Origin of the sequence: Pseudomonas sp. GL-R-19, assembly GCF_019956375.1 — a bacterium.
Classification (GTDB): domain Bacteria; phylum Pseudomonadota; class Gammaproteobacteria; order Pseudomonadales; family Pseudomonadaceae; genus Aquipseudomonas.
This window is the reverse complement of the sequence record NZ_JAHBDJ010000077.1, coordinates 1-13,404: the sequence shown is the minus strand read 5'-3', so window position 1 is coordinate 13,404 and position 13,404 is coordinate 1. Positions and strand designations below refer to the sequence as shown.

At 54.0% G+C, this 13,404-nt stretch carries 25 protein-coding genes and 3 pseudogenes; 17 read left to right on the top strand and 11 right to left on the bottom strand.

Annotated elements, in window-relative coordinates:
• Nucleotides 1–3 precede the first annotated feature (3 nt).
• The 3 genes from KGA83_RS26925 to KGA83_RS26915 all read left to right on the top strand — a co-directional run bounded on the left by KGA83_RS26925 (nucleotide 4) and on the right by KGA83_RS26915 (nucleotide 1,032).
• Nucleotides 4–360: a type II toxin-antitoxin system RelE/ParE family toxin gene (locus KGA83_RS26925; RefSeq protein ID WP_223531263.1), complete on the top strand. Its 357-nt coding sequence runs from the start codon at nucleotides 4–6 to the stop codon at nucleotides 358–360.
• A complete protein-coding gene (locus KGA83_RS26920; protein WP_223531262.1) occupies nucleotides 357–659 on the top strand; it encodes a helix-turn-helix domain-containing protein in 303 nt (100 codons plus the stop codon). The genes KGA83_RS26925 and KGA83_RS26920 overlap by 4 nt, the downstream gene beginning before the upstream one ends.
• A 187-nt stretch (nucleotides 660–846) precedes the next feature.
• Nucleotides 847–1,032, top strand: a complete 186-nt coding sequence (locus KGA83_RS26915; protein ID WP_223531261.1) for a hypothetical protein — start codon at nucleotides 847–849, stop codon at nucleotides 1,030–1,032.
• On the opposite strand, the gene KGA83_RS26910 is transcribed toward KGA83_RS26915, so the two are convergent.
• The 4 genes and pseudogenes from KGA83_RS26910 to KGA83_RS26895 all read right to left on the bottom strand — a co-directional run bounded on the left by KGA83_RS26910 (nucleotide 1,029) and on the right by KGA83_RS26895 (nucleotide 2,254).
• Nucleotides 1,029–1,187, bottom strand: a complete 159-nt coding sequence (locus KGA83_RS26910; protein WP_223531260.1) for a hypothetical protein — start codon at nucleotides 1,185–1,187, stop codon at nucleotides 1,029–1,031. The genes KGA83_RS26915 and KGA83_RS26910 overlap by 4 nt on opposite strands.
• A gap of 25 nt (nucleotides 1,188–1,212) precedes the next feature.
• A pseudogene (locus tag KGA83_RS26905) lies at nucleotides 1,213–1,350 on the bottom strand (phage tail protein); the annotation flags it as partial.
• 65 nt (nucleotides 1,351–1,415) lie between these two features.
• Nucleotides 1,416–1,562, bottom strand: a pseudogene (locus KGA83_RS26900) (major capsid protein); the annotation flags it as partial.
• A gap of 11 nt (nucleotides 1,563–1,573) precedes the next feature.
• Entirely contained in the window at nucleotides 1,574–2,254 is a 681-nt protein-coding gene (locus KGA83_RS26895) for a putative metallopeptidase (RefSeq protein ID WP_223531259.1), read from the bottom strand.
• 164 nt (nucleotides 2,255–2,418) lie between these two features.
• Here KGA83_RS26895 and KGA83_RS26890 point away from each other — a divergent pair, with 164 nt between their 5' ends.
• Complete coding sequence (locus tag KGA83_RS26890) at nucleotides 2,419–2,964, top strand: hypothetical protein (RefSeq protein WP_223531258.1); 546 nt, start codon at nucleotides 2,419–2,421, stop codon at nucleotides 2,962–2,964.
• 87 nt (nucleotides 2,965–3,051) lie between these two features.
• Here KGA83_RS26890 and KGA83_RS26885 read toward each other — a convergent pair whose 3' ends face one another.
• A complete protein-coding gene (locus KGA83_RS26885; RefSeq protein WP_223531257.1) occupies nucleotides 3,052–3,366 on the bottom strand; it encodes a phage holin family protein in 315 nt (104 codons plus the stop codon).
• Between KGA83_RS26885 and KGA83_RS26880 the strand changes: the two genes are divergently transcribed.
• Nucleotides 3,365–3,784 (top strand): hypothetical protein, encoded by a 420-nt coding sequence (locus tag KGA83_RS26880; protein ID WP_223531256.1) that lies wholly within the window; start codon nucleotides 3,365–3,367, stop codon nucleotides 3,782–3,784. The genes KGA83_RS26885 and KGA83_RS26880 overlap by 2 nt on opposite strands.
• On the opposite strand, the gene KGA83_RS26875 is transcribed toward KGA83_RS26880, so the two are convergent.
• Nucleotides 3,785–3,988, bottom strand: a complete 204-nt coding sequence (locus KGA83_RS26875) for a hypothetical protein (protein WP_223531255.1) — start codon at nucleotides 3,986–3,988, stop codon at nucleotides 3,785–3,787.
• Between the two features lie 167 nt (nucleotides 3,989–4,155).
• Here KGA83_RS26875 and KGA83_RS26870 point away from each other — a divergent pair, with 167 nt between their 5' ends.
• Both KGA83_RS26870 and KGA83_RS29985 read left to right on the top strand, forming a co-directional pair.
• Nucleotides 4,156–4,335: a type II toxin-antitoxin system HicA family toxin gene (locus KGA83_RS26870; RefSeq protein WP_090463463.1), complete on the top strand. Its 180-nt coding sequence runs from the start codon at nucleotides 4,156–4,158 to the stop codon at nucleotides 4,333–4,335.
• 51 nt (nucleotides 4,336–4,386) lie between these two features.
• On the top strand, nucleotides 4,387–5,112 hold the full coding sequence (locus KGA83_RS29985) for a type II toxin-antitoxin system HicB family antitoxin (protein ID WP_317850602.1): 726 nt from the start codon (nucleotides 4,387–4,389) through the stop codon (nucleotides 5,110–5,112).
• A 310-nt stretch (nucleotides 5,113–5,422) separates the two neighbouring features.
• Here KGA83_RS29985 and KGA83_RS26860 read toward each other — a convergent pair whose 3' ends face one another.
• Complete coding sequence (locus KGA83_RS26860) at nucleotides 5,423–5,686, bottom strand: hypothetical protein (protein ID WP_223531254.1); 264 nt, start codon at nucleotides 5,684–5,686, stop codon at nucleotides 5,423–5,425.
• A 154-nt stretch (nucleotides 5,687–5,840) separates the two neighbouring features.
• On the opposite strand from KGA83_RS26860, the pseudogene KGA83_RS26855 reads away from it, so the two are divergent.
• Nucleotides 5,841–6,302: pseudogene (locus KGA83_RS26855) on the top strand (hypothetical protein).
• 6 nt (nucleotides 6,303–6,308) lie between these two features.
• On the opposite strand, the gene KGA83_RS30205 reads toward KGA83_RS26855, so the two are convergent.
• Both KGA83_RS30205 and KGA83_RS26845 read right to left on the bottom strand, forming a co-directional pair.
• On the bottom strand, nucleotides 6,309–6,569 hold the full coding sequence (locus KGA83_RS30205; RefSeq protein ID WP_411741924.1) for a hypothetical protein: 261 nt from the start codon (nucleotides 6,567–6,569) through the stop codon (nucleotides 6,309–6,311).
• A gap of 169 nt (nucleotides 6,570–6,738) precedes the next feature.
• Nucleotides 6,739–7,584, bottom strand: coding sequence for a putative phage abortive infection protein (locus tag KGA83_RS26845; RefSeq protein ID WP_223531253.1), 846 nt, complete (start codon nucleotides 7,582–7,584; stop codon nucleotides 6,739–6,741).
• A 114-nt stretch (nucleotides 7,585–7,698) separates the two neighbouring features.
• Here KGA83_RS26845 and KGA83_RS26840 point away from each other — a divergent pair, with 114 nt between their 5' ends.
• The 3 genes from KGA83_RS26840 (at nucleotide 7,699) to KGA83_RS26830 (ending at nucleotide 9,688) form a co-directional block, all read left to right on the top strand.
• Nucleotides 7,699–8,007, top strand: a complete 309-nt coding sequence (locus KGA83_RS26840; protein ID WP_223531252.1) for a hypothetical protein — start codon at nucleotides 7,699–7,701, stop codon at nucleotides 8,005–8,007.
• A 145-nt stretch (nucleotides 8,008–8,152) separates the two neighbouring features.
• Entirely contained in the window at nucleotides 8,153–8,374 is a 222-nt protein-coding gene (locus tag KGA83_RS26835; RefSeq protein WP_223531251.1) for a hypothetical protein, read from the top strand.
• Between the two features lie 354 nt (nucleotides 8,375–8,728).
• Entirely contained in the window at nucleotides 8,729–9,688 is a 960-nt protein-coding gene (locus KGA83_RS26830; protein ID WP_223531250.1) for a DNA cytosine methyltransferase, read from the top strand.
• Here KGA83_RS26830 and KGA83_RS26825 read toward each other — a convergent pair.
• Nucleotides 9,682–10,029, bottom strand: coding sequence for a hypothetical protein (locus KGA83_RS26825; protein ID WP_223531249.1), 348 nt, complete (start codon nucleotides 10,027–10,029; stop codon nucleotides 9,682–9,684). The two genes, KGA83_RS26830 and KGA83_RS26825, sit on opposite strands and share 7 nt — an antisense overlap.
• Before the next feature lie 58 nt (nucleotides 10,030–10,087).
• Here KGA83_RS26825 and KGA83_RS26820 point away from each other — a divergent pair, with 58 nt between their 5' ends.
• Together KGA83_RS26820 and KGA83_RS26815 are read left to right on the top strand one after the other, a co-directional pair.
• The gene (locus tag KGA83_RS26820; protein WP_223531248.1) at nucleotides 10,088–10,519 is read left to right on the top strand and encodes a hypothetical protein; all 432 of its coding nucleotides are present in this window, start codon (nucleotides 10,088–10,090) and stop codon (nucleotides 10,517–10,519) included.
• Entirely contained in the window at nucleotides 10,516–10,764 is a 249-nt protein-coding gene (locus KGA83_RS26815) for a DUF4406 domain-containing protein (protein WP_223531247.1), read from the top strand. The genes KGA83_RS26820 and KGA83_RS26815 overlap by 4 nt, the downstream gene beginning before the upstream one ends.
• Nucleotides 10,765–10,806: 42 nt before the next feature.
• Here the strand turns inward: KGA83_RS26815 and KGA83_RS26810 are convergent, their stop codons facing one another.
• The gene (locus KGA83_RS26810) at nucleotides 10,807–11,379 is read right to left on the bottom strand and encodes a hypothetical protein (protein WP_223531246.1); all 573 of its coding nucleotides are present in this window, start codon (nucleotides 11,377–11,379) and stop codon (nucleotides 10,807–10,809) included.
• A 355-nt stretch (nucleotides 11,380–11,734) separates the two neighbouring features.
• Here KGA83_RS26810 and KGA83_RS26805 point away from each other — a divergent pair, with 355 nt between their 5' ends.
• The 4 genes from KGA83_RS26805 to KGA83_RS26790 form a co-directional block, all read left to right on the top strand.
• Nucleotides 11,735–12,160, top strand: a complete 426-nt coding sequence (locus KGA83_RS26805) for a hypothetical protein (RefSeq protein ID WP_223531245.1) — start codon at nucleotides 11,735–11,737, stop codon at nucleotides 12,158–12,160.
• Entirely contained in the window at nucleotides 12,157–12,597 is a 441-nt protein-coding gene (locus tag KGA83_RS26800; RefSeq protein ID WP_223531244.1) for a hypothetical protein, read from the top strand. The genes KGA83_RS26805 and KGA83_RS26800 overlap by 4 nt, the downstream gene beginning before the upstream one ends.
• Nucleotides 12,598–12,803: 206 nt before the next feature.
• Entirely contained in the window at nucleotides 12,804–13,016 is a 213-nt protein-coding gene (locus KGA83_RS26795; RefSeq protein WP_223531243.1) for a hypothetical protein, read from the top strand.
• On the top strand, nucleotides 13,016–13,404 hold a 389-nt coding region (locus KGA83_RS26790), incomplete at its 3' end, for a phage integrase Arm DNA-binding domain-containing protein (RefSeq protein WP_223531242.1). The genes KGA83_RS26795 and KGA83_RS26790, both read left to right, overlap by 1 nt.

Genomic DNA, 13,404 nt, shown 5'->3' with positions numbered 1-13,404 from the left:
CACATGAGTGAAAAGCAACCAACATTGAACGTCCGTTTTTTTCGCACGGAAGCGGGTAACGAACCGGTGCGCGAATGGCTGACCGAAATCCATCGCGATCACAAGCGAATGATTGGAACTGAAATAAAAACGGTGCAGATCGGATGGCCAATCGGAATGCCTGTTGTTAGAAAGCTCGAAAAAGGCCTGTGGGAAGTCCGGGTAAACCTAGTTGATACCATAGCCCGAGTGCTCTTCACCGTAGACGGCAACATCATGGTTCTGCTTCACGGTTTCATCAAGAAGAGCCAGAAAACACCTGCGTCCGACCTGGAAACCGCCAGACAGCGCAAAGCAACACTAGAGAGGGACAAGCAATGAAACAGCACATCGGCTCCGATTTCGACGACTTTCTTGCAGAACAAGGTCTCGCAGAGGAAGTGTCTGCTGCTGCCCTCAAGCGCGTCATCTCTTGGCAGATCGCTGAAGCCATGAAGACCCAGAAGGTAACAAAGAAGGCCTTGGCCGAGCGCATGCACACAAGCCGAACTGCTGTGGACCGTGCGCTCGACCAAAATGATCCCGGCATGACTCTGGCAACTCTCTCCAGCGCAGCTCGGGCGCTGGGCCAGCGGGTAGAGGTTCGCCTTGTACCTGAACGTGAAGAAGCTCACGCATAACACGTTCTCATCGACGACGAGGCCCGCCGAGTGCGGGCTTTTTTTCGCCTGTACGAATCCCCAGTAGCTACTCCAAGTCTCCGAATAGTAGCCTTCTGCCCGCAATAGGATTACCCCAGTCCTTTGCCTGCAAGCCCAAGGACTGGGATTGCGCCAATTTCGGCGCGATTTATGACCTGGAGGTCAAATGTCGTTCAACATCACAAGCGTAGGCATCTCGGAAGATGGACGTCTGCTCGTCGCTCTTAAGAGCAATGCGTCAGGTACTCAAACTCAGATATGGGTGACTCCTATCTCTCCGATTCACAGTTTGACCATTGCTGAAATTGAGCAATTAGCGAAACAAGAAGCGGCGAAGGAGCACGCCTGCTAACAAGCATTGGCTGAAAGCATATGAATTCGAGACGAAAGGCTTTCGTCTGCTGAAGCCCTTTGACCTGACTCTTGATCGAGTCGGGTCTTCAACTCACGAATTTCGCGCTCCAGGTCTTCCACTTTTTTTGCAATTTCTTCGTGATTGCTGCTCATGCCCGTCTCCTGCGACTCTGCCGCATCATGTGATTGGTTGTGCATCTTCGTGCCTGAGAATCAGGTGTGTTCGGTCCAGCCAGGGGCCGCCGAAAACGATGATCTCGCTCGGGCGCCCGTACAGGTGGTGCAACAGAAAAGGACCAGGACCGAAGGTCGCCGCAGTGGCGTGACGCTGCCGCCATTCGCGCCGGTCATGAGGAACGACCGGCCGCCCTCGTTGTACAGCTCGCCTTCGATCAGTTCGTTGTCCAGGATCAGCGCGCCATTGGAGGATGCGTTGAAGACATCGATCACACCCTGGATACGCTCCAGATAGGCGGTTTGGGCAAGGTCGTTGTAAACGATCATGTCCGAGTTGACGGTAGTCGCCATGGGTTACTCCATTATTTGGGCAATTTCAGGTACGCGTCTTGGCCATGAGCTGTGAGGTATTCACGCTTGGCCACTGGCGTCATTTCAGAACGTTTCAATGCGGCCCCACCGCCATGACCAGCACCCCCGGCCCCGCCGCCAGATGCTTTGCTACCCACGATCAACGGCGCAAACGCCGTGTTGTTTGCGAATTCTGCTTTCAGCTCGTCAAGCGTTGATGCTGAGAGCTTGCCCTGCTTGTCGAAACCTTCGACTTCATCTGTGAAGGCTGGCTGGCCGTACTTATCCGTCGCCTGAGCGATATGGTAGAGCTCATGCTCGACCAGAGCACAGAAGTCCACGTCGGAACACTGGACGCAGTAATCGGCAGCCAACGTGATGATGAAGGCCGGCACATCACCGAACCAATCGCGCATCTGTTGTTCCATCCGCGCTTTCTGCCACCCGCCAGCACGGAACGCTACCTGCTCGGCCTGGCCTAGAACTGTCCGGCCCTGCTTCTCGAAGCTCGACGACGCCCACATGACCTTGATGTCTGCATCCAGTAGGTGGGCATGGTCTTCGTTGTGAATGCTGCCAGTGTCGGCAAGGACCTCGGCTTGGAGCCATTCCCATACTTCGGGAGCCGGAATAAGGCGAATACCATTTTCAGGCTGGTCAAGAAACGAAGTCGGAGGCTTTGGTTTTTGCATCGAATTTTGCCTCTAAAAGATCGATTCTTGATGATGCAAATATGCTCCCCATCCACTAGGCCCCCACCGGCACTCCTGCGCAGCTGTTGGCACAAAAATTTGATAACAACCTTGAAACAATGGCCATAAGACACCACGTGAACGGATCAACAAAGGAGATCCGAATGGACAACCATCAACCTGCAGCAACGCAGACAAAACAATGGCCGATCCTGAAGCTATTCATCACGTTTGGTGCTGGCCTGGTAGCCGCTGTACCACTTTTCGATATCGCTGGCTCAGGCTTGGAAAAGCTTGTTGGCTACGGGAAAATTCAATCGACTGTCGAGATGCAAGCCAAGCTGATCACTGACCTCCAGGCCGAGAAGAAAACCCTGTCCGACAAAGCCGATCAGTTGCAAACAAAAACTTACGAACTTGAGCTGAAGCTCAGCAGTTCAGAATCAAACCTCGCTAACGCGAACCAGCAATTGGCCCAGTCGCGCAAAGTGCTTGACGAATATAAGGTGATCAGCGCTCAGCTAGGTCAGCGGATTAAAGACATTAACCCTTGCCTATCTATTCAAGGAATTATTGCTGATCTCGAAAAACAACTTTCGGTAGACCAAGCTTGGTCTAACGCATTAAGCGGCGCCCGCAGAGAAGAGGCAATGAACCAATTAGAAAAGCACCAGCTGTCTCTCAGATCCTGCCTAACTCACGGTGTCTAATCGATACCTTGAATTCCAGCAACTTGTCGGTCATTCCTGCCTCCGGTGTCGCGACACAATTTGCTGATTCGCGAAACGTGTCGCGTACTAAATCTCGTCTGCCTTTCTTTCAGCCCAGCGCTTGCCGGGTTGTCGTGCCTGCTCAACACCGAGCACGCCGATGAAGCCCGCCGTTGCGAATGACCAGGCAATGCTGAAGCCGAACTCTTTCACCGTCAGGCCAACCACCATAACGATCAGCGCACCGAGCGCCGCCTCGATCAATTGACGCAAAGGTTTCGTCTCTTTGCCGTCGTACTGAATACGGAGCCAGGTAAGGGCAAACGTCAGTCCCATGGCTAGGCCGTTCTCTCTCAGGGCGGTCAGTACCAACACCCAGAACGACGGGTCTTTTTCTGGCATGTTTGACATCTCGGTTCCTCCCCGTCAGGGAGTTAGGAATAAAAAAGCCCGCTCAGTGGCAGGCATATGGCTCCGTGCTATCGTCGAGATCCCTACAGCCGCAACAACGGATGGAACCATGGCAAATTTTATAGTGACTTTTGAGTTTAAGTCTGACGACTCGCGCCAAGCTCGATATGACTCGTTCGTGAAAAAAGTTAACGAGCTTACCGGCCGCAAAAATTGGGATGAAACAACATCCTTTTACTGCTTCGAGCTAGGTACGACAGCGGAAAACCTTTGCTCATCTTTGTATGTTGGCAGCGATTTCAACTCAACCAAAGACATCATGGTGGTTATCGATGTCACCAACAAACAGAAGGCCACTAAAGGACCACTCAAGTACCCGAGTCTATTGGAGTCATATCTCGGGTTCTGACTACACCTGAACGTTTATGGTCATCTGCGACTCAATCTCAGACACATACGCCTCGTATCGCGCAAGCGTCTGCTGATTGAGCCGCAGAGCCTCCGCAAGCTCTTTCTCACGAGCAGCGGCTCCGGCGTGTAGATGAGTGACTTCGGCCAGCTTCGCCTCTTGCGCTATCACTGATTCGACAGCCCGACGATATTTACTCTTCATGCTGCGCTCCCGAAATGAAAAAGCCCCAACAAATGCTGAGGCCTGAATGAGGCCCTCTTCGGGCGAGCTGATAAAAGACTCAAGAGGGCAAAAACAAATAACACAAAAATGTTGTATTAAAACATAAGTGTTGTAAAATTGACTCATCCAAACAACGAGGCGAGGTGATGAAGTTCAGCGAGTTCAGACGTTGGCTGAAAGCCCAAGGGGTGACCTTCGAAGCAGGCAAAGGAAGCCACTTCAAGATCACCGCCCCAAACGGCAACAAGACCACCTTCGCGGATCATGGCAGTAAGGAAATGCCAGAACCGACCCGCAAGGCGATCATTAAACAACTGGGGCTCTGAGATCCCCTTCACCACATCTGAATGCTGGACCATCACCTCCGAGGAGTGACCATGTACGACTATGCAATCCGCTTTGAAGAAGATGATGGACCTGGTGTTGCCGTCTTCTGCCGAGACCTGCCGCAACTGAACAGCTATGGCGATGACCGAGAGCACGCTATCAGCGAGGCCCTGGACGCGATCGAATCTACTCTTTCACTCTATGTCGACGAGCGTCGCGCCATTCCAGAAGCGACTCCACCGGAGGATGGAGAGCACGTTGTTGCTTTGCCAGCGGTTACCGTTGCGAAGATTGCTCTCTGGAACGAGATGATGAAGCAAGGCATGCGTAAAGCAGATCTGTGCCGTGCACTTGGCGTTCACCAGGCTCAGGGCGACCGCCTTGTAGACTTCCTACATACGTCAAAGATGGAACAGTTGGAAGCCGCACTCGGCGCGCTTAAAACATCAATTCGCGTGAGCCCTTCCGAGCCAGGCTGGATTGATCTTCCATATGGCGGTGCCCATGGCGGCCTGTACATCGAGCGGTTAGTAGACGCGTTCCAAGAGACTGGAGTGACTGAAATGCCAATCGGAAAAACTCGCGAAGGCTTGGCGAAGGTCAAGCGCTACTCACTGGACTTCATCCTGCGCACGCGATACGCCCGCCAACCAAGCACGATGCAGGCAGTGGATGCAGTCCTTGACCAGATTGTCGCGACCAGTCGCTTCCGTCGATCTTCAATGAAGGATCCGGTAACGGGCAAACCGGTAGAAAGCATCGCATTGATCGAATAGGTGCATGCGTCTTTCCGCGCTGTCCGCCGACGTCGACACCCAATAGCATCGATCTCACTGATCCCTAGTCGCGCCACCCCGAAAGCATCTGAGGTCGGGGGTGCGCGGGCTGCCGGTGTTGATTCCGTACGTCGCACTATCCGGCTATCGACGTCCAGGTCTCCGTGAGGCAGCCCTGCCTGCGGTGAATTTCGGGCATAAAAAAACCCCGCACGGTGACGAGGCTCTTTTGGTGTCAATCCCTAACGCGCAAGATCGACAGGATGGATAAACATCCTCTCATTCTCTCACTCATTGCAATGGCTATTTGCTACGCCGCACAACTTTCGATCAAGCCTTCGGAATCCAGTAACTCCTGAGCGGCAGTGAGAGCCTCGTTCACCTGGTCGTCCAGCGCCTTGCGGATCGACGAGCGCCACCGATACCGCGTTGATTCCGGCTTGCCGTCATTGTCCCAGTTGTCGACGTTGTACCAGGCGGCCGGCAGCACAGCTGTCGAACGCTTCAGGGTTTGTTTGCGGTCCACGGCGTCACCCATACCATGCAAGCCCTTCTCATTGAACGAATCAACCAAGGCCCTGTTCTTGGTGATGGCCTCGGCCTCACGACTTACCACTTCGACAGTGGCCGACTCATGCTTGCCGCCAACGCCAACAGCGTGAGCAGCAGGAACCCAAAGGCTTGAATTGGGTAGAGCGCCAGGCGCTTCGCAAAATGGCGGACTCAATATGAGCAGACGCAAACCCAACAACATGCGGGCCCGAATCGAGCGTTCCTGCCGGGCTCTGCTCAGTACTAACCACGTCGCGGTGGTAAACATCGATCCCAGCGGGCGTCAGGGCATGGTCAACTGGAAGAGGTACAAGAGCATCCCGCCAGGCCGGCGCCTCGCGGACGCGGTCTGCGACTTTGCTCACCGTTGGACGATCTATCTCAGTGTCCAATGTCGCGATCAGCGCGGGCACCGCTACACCAAATCGATAGAAGTTGCGCCTCAAGGCAACTATCTGGCAGCGCACCTCGAAGACGTGATCGAAGAAACCTACAAGGACCTGGTCGCCGAGAGCAATCCGAACCATCGGGTCGCTTCGGGCTGAATCGCCATTCCCGCCGAAATATCGCTGACTGAAGAGCAAGCCGCCCAGGTGTTCGACGCCGTGGGTGTCTGGAATCAGCAGAGGGCAGCATGAGACTGATCAGCAACCGGGTGCGCCAGCGCCGACGACAGACATGGCTGGATCTACCGGCCCACGGAATTGAAGAGGCAGACCATGGCCGAGGAACAGCAGGGGCCGACGGCGGAAGCCATCAAACAGCGCAAGAAACGCGAGAAGAAAGCGGCGGACGATGCAGCGAAAGGAATCGGTTGCTTCAAGGTTGAGGTGGCCGGGGTGTTTAAGCCTGACCTGAAGCGGGTGATGAAAGAACACGGCATCGACAATCAGCAGGACATTCACCAGCGACTGCTGCGAAACCTGATCGCCGCTGACTTCGAGACTGCGGCTTGGATGCTTCGCAATGTCACGACACCTTACGAGATTACCGAAAAGGTGTCGTGCGTATTCCGAGATGAGAGTTTGGCGGAATTGAAGAGGGATCCTGGTGACGAAAGCTTCGCCCCCCCCATCATTCATTTGGAGGAGTCTTGGGAAACAATATTAAGATCTCTTGATTCTGTCCGTAAGCCGCTTTATCAAGTTTCAATGCATGAGCCGGATCAAGCAGGATTTTCGGATCAAGATTATCAAATATGGCAAATTCGTTTGCAAACAACTTAAATTTTGCACCCTTTGCAGATAGGCAGTTATAAAAAAGAATAACCAACTCATAATCAGATATCAGGGAACGAACCACGTTCCCCAGCCAACGCTTATTCATATGACTGCTGGCGGATACAAACTTAAACAAGTTATACAAACTCCTATAGTAAAGACTTAAATCACCTCTATGCTTGCTCCACACTTTTTCATAAGCAACTAAGACTGGGTCCACGCTATTGGCATCTTTGGCTATTAGGTAGTCGTTTTCCAACTGATTTGACCACGTTTTGAAGCAATCTCGTCCTTGTATCGAGGACGGCCTGGTGGATCCTCCAATTGCATCGAAATGTATCTTATGCAAATCAAAACCACGGACTACGCTTTGCTGAAGGCCTAGCATATTATAAAACTGTGATTCTTCTTGCTGACGAGCAGTTTCCGCCTGCTGACGGGCAACTTCGTGCTGGCTATCCTTTATATCTTTACGTTGAAGGTACAAAGACACCACAACACCAGCAAACGCCATACCAGAAAACAAAGCATTCAGCGTACCAAACGCATCTCCAAAAGTACCAGACCGAACCCCAGTCAGCGCACCATCAATTGCATTATTAAAACCTGAGTATAAAAAGCAGTAGTAAATCGCATAGATCGCAAAAATAAACAAGAACACCACGCCTACTATCACGACCACCCAAAAATCCCGCTTCATTTATCCCACCTTAAACCGGTTCCATATCGAGTCGAGATAGATACCCCAATCACCGTTAAATTGCCACTATTTCGCCCCCGAACACAGTGGGAGGCGTCTGATTGGAGATAACCAATGAGCATTCCCGCAAATGCTTTGAGCGAAGAAGAGTGCCTGCACTACGCCGCACTTGATGCGGCGATCGCCGCCGAGCTAACCCGCCGGCTCACAGTACAGAGCATCGACCCCAGCGCCGAGCGTGAAGAGCTGCGAGAGGATATTCGCCAGCTCGAAAGCCGTATCGAGGACAGCGACGACGAACTGAACAACCTACGAGATGGCGCTGACGAAGCCTACACCTGGCTCAAGCGAGCAATGGACCCGGAGGACCGGGAACTTTCACTGAATGCGCTGCTGCAAAAAGCGCTCGACTGCCTGGAGTAAAGCCATGAGCACATTTGCCGTGTTCGGAATGAATGAGCACTTCGCCCGCGAAGAGGCGAAGCGCAAGGTTCGGGACTTCAAGATCGAGAAAGGTAAACGGATCGAGCTTTCAATGAGCTAGTGGCTCCAGGCTGTCGAAGAGCGCGTGATCAAGATCATGGACGGCAAGCGGGTCGCCCAACTCAGCAGCATGTTTGATGCCCCCCAGTACGCCGCCGAGTACGCGGAGCGCATTCGTAAGCTGGGGCGGTGCCGCGACGTTATCATCAGGGCGAAGATCAAGCTGCCGCAGAACGATTTGAGAAGGAAGTCATCCACTAAACTTTCGTGGATAGACTACTCACCTGAATCGACAGTCGCCGCCTGACCCGCCCTCACCTATTGCGCTGATAATCGTCTCAAGTGAGTTGACTCTCACCGCATGTCAAATACCTAGAAACGCCTCAAATGAGGGTCATTGGCACGCTCTTCGGCAAAAGCGATAGCGGCAGCTGGAGTCGGAAACTTCCAATCATCAGTGCCAGGGCCCGTGACGGCATAGTAAAGCACAATAACAGTGCCATCTGGTTTGTCCTCAAGCAAAGGCGACACAGTAAAGCCACGGCTTACATGTACAGCATCTCCCCAATGTTTCATGAGATTCCCCTTATTCCAAAAGCGAAGAAGTCAATCGACCTCTCCATCATATTTAACTATAGCAGCCGTTTGGAGGGCCCCTTTCATGCCCATCACTTATGGAAGCGTTTGCAGCGGCATCGAGGCTGCGACCATGGCTTGGCATCCACTTGGCATGCGCGCCACCTGGTTCGCCGAGATCGAAGCCTTTCCCAGCGCAGTGCTCGCTCACCACCACCCGAATACGCCGAACCTCGGCGACATGACCAAACTCGGCGCGCAGGTGCTGGCCGGCAAGATCGCCGCGCCTGACGTCCTCGTCGGCGGAACCCTGTGCCAAGCCTTCAGCCTCGCCGGCATGCGCCAAGGTCTTCTCGACCCGCACGGCGCCCTCACCATCAAATACGTGGAGCTCGCAGATGCAGTTGACTATGTTCGCGCCGGCCAACGAAAGCCCGCCTGCGTTCTCACTTGGGAAAACGTCCCCGGCGTTCTCAGCGACAAAGGGAACGCCTTCGGATGCTTTCTTGGCGCGCTTGCTGGGGAAGACTGCGAACTGCAGCCTTCAGGGAAAAAATGGCCGGACGCTGGTTGTGTGTATCAACCCAAAAGAACAATCGCGTGGCGGGTCCTGGACGCCCAATATTTCGGCGTGGCCCAACGACGCCGTCGTGTGTTCGTTGTTGCAAGTGCTCGAGACCGACTCGATCCCATCGAGGTACTTTTTGAGCGAGAAGGCGTGCGCCGGGATAGCCCGCCGGGACGGCCTGCGGAGTATGCACTTCACCCTACTCTCACGGCACAAGGCGGGGGCTCTCTCGATGATCGAGAGGCATATGTACTGGAGCCCGGAGGCCTGCGCCGAACCAGCGTGATTGAGTGGGAGCGGTGCCAAGGCTTTCCCGACAATTACACGCAGATCCCATGGCGCGGCAAGACTGCAAGCGAATGTCCGGACGGACCGCGCTACAAGGCGATCGGTAACAGCAAGGCGGTCACGGTCGTTCGCTGGATCGGGATGCGGATTTTGGCAGCTAGACAACCAAACAACCTGCGCAATCAGTAAAAAAGTCGATCCGCATAACCCCAAATAGCAGTGCCGATAATCATTTCCAAGAATGCGAGCTTTCTCATAAAACTCATCGCGCTGTAGAAGCGAGTATTCAATTCATTGGTGAGACGAGGCAGGCCTTCTGCGAGAAGATGATCAGCCAATAAAGCAATCATCGTGACGAGTGCGCCCGAACGCATTACCCATGCCGCTACGGACTCAATAGGAAGCTTCCAAACTTCAAAGTGGGAAAGGATGGGGACGGCTACGGCCAATAGCATTAAAAATGCAGCGCAACTAATCCGCCTCCAAACCTCGTTAGCCGTCGCAGCAGCTTTACCTTCTGGTTCAAACATAGAAATCACAAACTCATCCCCCTAATTTAGCGACGAAATATACAGGCGAGGTATCCCGATGCCCAATGAAAACAAGCTCGCCTTGAAGCGACAACGCACGGAACACGTAAATCAGTCAATCCACATCATCGCCGACCACGGCCGCCGGTTCTTCTACAGCCAGGCTGCAAACCGCTACGCCAGCATGAAAGTCGATCAACGCGGCAAGGTCTGGATCATCGACGACTACAGCGGCAAGCGCATCTTCACGCATGACACGGCGTGGGGCGGGAAATGGCGCGGCTTCAGCCACGGCGGCACGTTGAAGGATCTGGTCAACGAATTCCGGGATTACATCTGCACCGGCGAGCCGCTTCACCCTGGCTATCTCGGGCCTGAGCGGTTCAACGACAGCAACATCTGGGGTTATAACGAAGCGGGCATGAAGGCTGTACGTGAGCAGGCCGGTGCCCTTCCCGTCTTCCGCCAACCCGCCGCGGAGGCCGCATGAAGCGCATCTGCCTCAGAGGTCCGATGACCGGTCTGCCCAGCCTCAACTTCCCAGCCTTCGCCGCAACGACCACCAGCCTGCGTGCAAGGGGGCACGCTGTCACGAACCCGGCCGAGATCAACCCCGCCGGCGACTCTGGCACGAATGCGCGCGCCGCGAGTCGATTGCCTTGGGGGTATAAAACAGAGCTCGACGACAAAGAAGGGTCCTGCAACCAAGTTTACCTTTGGGCAGCTCCAACATGATCGGAGTGAATCCGAAATAGGTGTCTCCACTCAGACATACAATTACTTGGGATTAGTAAGGGTATACACATAACGCGGATAATAAATACACTCATTTTTTGCTTCGATTGCTGCTTCGTAACGAGCCTTGCTAGTATTGGTCTCATTCAAGGCTATATCCATTTTAGTTTTAACTTTAGTGCTAATATCATTTATTATTTTTACATCTTCGGCTCCGCTAAAGCCAGCATCACCTATCGTCTGATTAGCTACGTTAGCAGCACCACCAGCGCTGCTGAAAGCTGCTATCCAAGATGCGTTTGCGGCTGCATTTGCGCTTAACAATACCGGTGCGATAATAGATCCAGACACCAGTCCCCCGAGCGATATCCATAGCGACCTCGAAGATCTTTTCCCCGATAAAACCTCTTTATCTCCTATTACTTTACTACAAAACGCATTGGCATCTTCTATTGCTTTTAAAACACCCAACTCCGCAGTTTTGTTCTCCGCATCTGAAGGAGACGTAGCATTTATTGCAGATATTTCTGCTGGCAACAAAAGTGTTTTAGGAACACCCGACGAACAAGCATTTAAAACTAGAATCGAAAAAATCAAAATAATGTTCTGATGCATAAACCCCACCATACGAAGAGATTAAGCTGCCGATCATTCATCAATCGGGGGTATAGAGGCGCAATGCTATCAATCTCGCATCCAGCATAAGAGATAGCCCACAAATGCTATTTCCGCCAGGCTGAATGGGACGCCCCCCCCTCCGCACGCTCCAACCCTCTCAACCGAATCCCGTGACCTGTGCAGGAATTACCGCGCCCACGCCTACAGCAAGCTTCGCTGGGCGATGTATGCATAGCGGGAACAAGAGAGTCGTTGTGCGAGTCAGTTCACAGAACTCCTGCTCCAACGATTTGCGACTCAACGCCAAGTAACCCCTTTCAAAGTCAGCCGCTATAGCGGCAAGGACGAAGTCATGCCTGAAGAAAAGATAACGTTCGTGAACGGCGAGCCGTCGAAGTGCGGCTGCCAGATGGAGTTCATCTCCGGCGGTGGTGAGTACTCCGACGTGCTTTACGTGATGCCTTGCCCGAACCACAGTCCGAAGTCCTTTGGCCCCGTCGAAGTGAAGCGCGACAAGGACGGCTGGTGGTGGCACCCGGGCATCCCTGAATTCGATGACGGCGAAGATCCGGCACCATACAGGGCATGGGTAGCAGAACAAGGGTTAGAGGTGAAAGGCTGGCACTCGGGAGACGAGACTTACGACCTTCCTGAAGAGGATGCCGCGTGCACCGCCTGGAATCCCGAGTCACCAGGGCCCGAGTGGTTCCTGATGGGGATCTTTGATACAGAAGACGGCCCGTATGTGCAGTGGGCACGCCGCGAGGTGACACCATGAGCCGCAGCGGATACAGCGATGATTGTGGCGGATGGGATCTGATCTGCTGGAGGGGCGCCGTGAAGTCCGCGCTGAATGGAAAGCGCGGCCAGACGTTCCTACTTGAGCTGCGAGACGCGATGGATGCCATGCCTGATAAGCGGCTCGTAACAGACACCCTTGAATCCGATGGCCAGTTTTGCACCCTGGGTGTTCTTGGCGCCAAACGCGGGATCGACATGAGTAGCATCGACTCCCATTCCCGAGAAAGCGTTTCGCAGGCATTCGGGATCGCTGAAGCAATGGCCGCCGAAATCGTATTCGAGAACGACGAACATACTGGCTGCTACGAAACTCAAGTCGATGGTAGGTGTAACTGGATTGCTGAATCACCTGAGCACCGCTGGCAGCGGATGCGCAACTGGGTCGAGTCAAACATCAAGCAGGTGACCCCATGACCTTCGCCCCGCTCTACATGCTCTGGCTCATCAACAAGGGGCCGCGTAGGTAAGGGTTCACCCCGCCAGTCACCTCAGGGGAGAAAGCGTGTACGCAACTGGCGAGATGAACCAATAAACCGTAGCTCACCTTCAAAGCGTGTCTCACGCCCTTCATCAGAATTCCACACACCCACCCTGCCGCCGCGCGCGGCATGGAGCACCCAATGAAAAAAGAACTGATCAAGATCAGCGAGTTTCAACGCCGGCGCTGGGGCGAGAACGGAACTCCGCAATGCCCCCAAGCGATTCGCAACCATATCCGCAACGGCATAGTCCCCGGCGAGCAGATCGGAAAACTCTGGTACGTTGACTGGACCGCATTCACCCGCTCGGACGGCAACGACCTGGTGGTGATGGTATTGAAAGGAGCTGCATGATGGTCCCACGGCCGCGCAACAAGGCGAACAAGAGCCTTCCGCAGAACCTGTACTTCGATGCGCGGCGCTCGACTTATCGCTACCGCCGGCCAACCGACGGGAAGTGGTTCCAGTTTGGTACAGACCGCATCAAGGCCATCGATGCTGCAAAGCAGTTGAACCTGGAGTTTATGCGCGGTGCCGATCTGGTCGGTGCTGTGTTGAACAACTCTGCCGAATCGTTTGCCGGGTTCCTCGATACCTACGAGCGCGACGTCCTGCCGCCGCGGGAACTGGCCAAGGGCACGCTCAACCTGTACGCAGTGCACTTCCGGCGCTTTCGTAAGCAGTTCGAAGGCAAGGCCGTCGACCAGATCACGATCCGCATGGTCGCGGAGATGCTGGACCC